The organism is Microbacterium sp. (assembly GCF_030149085.1).
Lineage (GTDB): Bacteria > Actinomycetota > Actinomycetes > Actinomycetales > Microbacteriaceae > Microbacterium.
Map to the genome: position 1 here is coordinate 1 of NZ_JASBSF010000270.1, position 2,751 is coordinate 2,751.

Below are 2,751 nucleotides of genomic sequence, written 5' to 3' on the forward strand. Positions count from 1 at the left end.
CGTACGCGGTGCTTTCGGATCCCGAACAGCGCGAGGAGTACGACCAGATCCGCGCGATGGGCTCGGGTGCGCGCTTCACGGCGGGCGGTCAGGGCGCCGGCGGCTTCGAGGACGTCTTCAGCCGGTTCGGCCAGAGCCGCGGCGGCTACAGCTACCAGAGCGCCGACTTCGACGACATCTTCTCGATGTTCGGGCAGGGCGGTGGCAGCTCGTTCGGCTCCGGTCGGTTCGGGCAGGCATCCGGTGGATACCGCGGCTACGGTGGACCCACGCGTGGTGCCGATGTCACCGCGCGGACGACGATCGACTTCGTCACCGCGACCAAGGGCGAGACGATCACGTTGCAGTCCGAGGACGGGCAACCGTTCAAGGTGAAGATCCCAGCCGGCGTCGCCGACGGGCAGAAGATCCGGCTCCGCGGCCGCGGTCGACCCTCGCCGGATGGCGGGGAGAGCGGCGACATCGTCGTGCAGGTGACGGTGCGGCCGCATCCGGTGTTCACCCGCGACGGGCTGAACCTGCGGGTCGTCGTGCCGGTGACGTACACCGAGGCGGTCTTCGGCGCGACGATCGAGGTCCCCACCCTCGGCGGCGACCCCGTCAAGCTGCGCGTGGCCCCCGGCACGCCGTCGGGGCGCGTTCTGCGGGTCAAGGGCCGCGGCGTGCAGGCGCAGAAGGGCACCGGAGACCTCCTCGCCGAGGTGCAGATCGCGGTGCCGACACACGTCGACGGTGCCGCGCGGGAAGCGCTCGAAAAGTACCGCGAGGCCGAGCCCAAAGAGAACCCGCGCGCCGAACTGCTCGCCCGCGCAGCAAGCTGACACGCCATCGAGGACATCCGGATGCACGAAGACGAGATCGACGACGAGGCCCCGATCCTGGCGATCGCGGCAGCGGCCGAGCTCGCCGGCATGCATCCGCAGACCCTGCGCCAGTACGACCGGCTCGGCCTGGTTGTACCGGGGCGCACGCAGGGCGGGTCGCGGCGGTATTCCATTCGCCATGTCGAGCAGCTGCGCGAGATCGCCCGGCTGTCGAGTGAGGGGATGAGCCTGCCGGCGATCGCGCGAATCCTCGAGCTCGAGAACCGGGTGCGCGAGCTCCACACGCGCGTGCGCGACCTCGAGGCCCGCGTCGAAGCGGAACTCGCCAGTAGGCCCGGCGCGCGGGTGTTCGCGGCAGGATCGAGCGGATCGGTCATCACCCTTCGCCACGGCCGCCGCGTCCGCCGCGCCACTGAGATCGTGTTGTGGCGCCCGCGTCACGCGCTGCCGCCGGCATCCGACACCCCGGACGATGGCGACTGACTTCCGGCGCGGATGCCGACGCACGCTTCGCGCTCGGGACCGAACGCAGGATGAACGGCTGAGTCTCCCGCGTTGACGCGCCGCCACCACCCTCCCATCCTGCAATCGGGCCGTGCGCTACTCTCATGCCGTGACAGCGACACCACCGAGCGAAGTCCCCGCACCGCAGGCTGAGACGCGCCGCGCGCACCGCATCGTCGCGGCCGAGGGCTCGGGCCCCGACCAGGAGCGGACTCTCGAGTCGCTCAGTCTTGGCGTCGGAGCCGTTGCGTTCGCCCTTGTCGCGCTGGTCGCGCTGGTCGCGTTCCGGTTTGAGAGCGCGCCGATATCCGGCCCCGGCTCGGTGGGCCAGTTCTCCGCGATCGCCTCCGCGGTTGCGGGCATCCTCGCGTTCATCGCGGGCAGGTACGTCCTCTACCAGCGCCAGTCCGGCGCTCGCCGCCTCGGGGTGCTCGACTACCTGGATGCCGCAGCTCTTGCCTTTGCCCACGGGATCATCGCCCTGCTGTCGTGGACGCTGCTCGCGGTGATCCTCGAGGACGCGTTCATCGGCGCGGAAGTGTACGCGCTGCCGCTGCTTGCCCTCTCGGGTGCCGCAGCATCCGTGACCGCGTACCTGGTCTTCTACTCGGCCACGCACATGGACCTGTCGCTGCTCGCGCTGATTCTCGCGGTCTTCCTGGTCGAAGGGGTGCTGGCGGCGATGCTGACGGCCAGCGATCCGTACTGGTGGAAAGACAATCTCTCCGCGCTCGGGATGACGAACGACCTGTCAGCGATGACGTTCAACCTGACGCTCATCGTCGCAGGCTTCATCGTCACGACCCTTGCGAGGTACACGACCCGAGGCATCCCGAGCTCGCATGCGAACGGCATCCGGTGGGTGCGGCTGTGCCTCATCCTGGTCGGGATCTTCCTCGCCTTCGTCGGGGTCTTTCCGGTCGATCGGTACTTCGCGATTCACACCGGCTTCGCCTCGGGGATGGCCGTCGTGTTCGCCATCCTCGTGATCCGACTCCCCGCCTGGATTCCCGGAATCCCGCGACCCTTCGTCGCGCTCGGCTGGCTGTTCATCGCCGTTATCGCAGTGTTCGCCGTGTTTTTCGCGGTCGACTACTACACCTGGACTGCCGTCGAACTGGTCGCGGGCATTCTCGTCTTCACGTGGATCATCCTCTTCATCCGAAACGCCGCTGCCCTCGAGACTGACATCAACGCGGCGTGACAGGTATCACCGCGCGGCGGTAGACACTCGATCCGCCGGGTGATCCTCGATGATCATCTCCGGCGCCCGCGCCACGACCAGCCACGTCGGCAGGATCGCCACGCACATGATCGCGAGGATGCCGATGTCGCCGACCATGGCGACGGCGACGAACAGCGCGATCCAGCCGTCGCGGGCGATCGCGAGCGTGAACCCGAGCACGCCGCTGGCGATCGCGAG

Annotated in this window: 3 protein-coding genes and 1 pseudogene; 3 read left to right on the forward strand and 1 reads right to left on the reverse strand. The window is 68.7% G+C overall.

Going from position 1 to position 2,751, the window contains the following annotated elements; all coding sequences use genetic code 11:
* From Q1V87_RS10945 to Q1V87_RS10955, 3 genes are all read left to right on the forward strand, one after another.
* Positions 1-821: DnaJ C-terminal domain-containing protein (locus Q1V87_RS10945; RefSeq protein WP_300592595.1), on the forward strand; the 821-nt coding region annotated here is incomplete at its 5' end.
* A 21-nt stretch (positions 822-842) separates the two neighbouring features.
* Positions 843-1,307 carry a MerR family transcriptional regulator gene (locus tag Q1V87_RS10950; RefSeq protein ID WP_292707153.1) on the forward strand — a complete coding sequence of 155 codons (465 nt, stop codon included), beginning with the start codon at positions 843-845 and terminating at the stop codon, positions 1,305-1,307.
* Positions 1,308-1,437: 130 nt separating this feature from the next.
* Positions 1,438-2,532 carry a DUF998 domain-containing protein gene (locus tag Q1V87_RS10955; RefSeq protein WP_300592598.1) on the forward strand — a complete coding sequence of 365 codons (1,095 nt, stop codon included), beginning with the start codon at positions 1,438-1,440 and terminating at the stop codon, positions 2,530-2,532.
* 6 nt (positions 2,533-2,538) lie between these two features.
* Here Q1V87_RS10955 and Q1V87_RS10960 read toward each other — a convergent pair.
* Positions 2,539-2,751, reverse strand: a pseudogene (locus Q1V87_RS10960) (ion channel protein); the annotation flags it as partial.

Coding starts and splice junctions, on each gene's coding strand:
- Q1V87_RS10950 (WP_292707153.1), top strand. CDS start 843: ATGCACGAAGACGAGATCGACGACGAGGCCCCGATCCTGGCGATCGCG.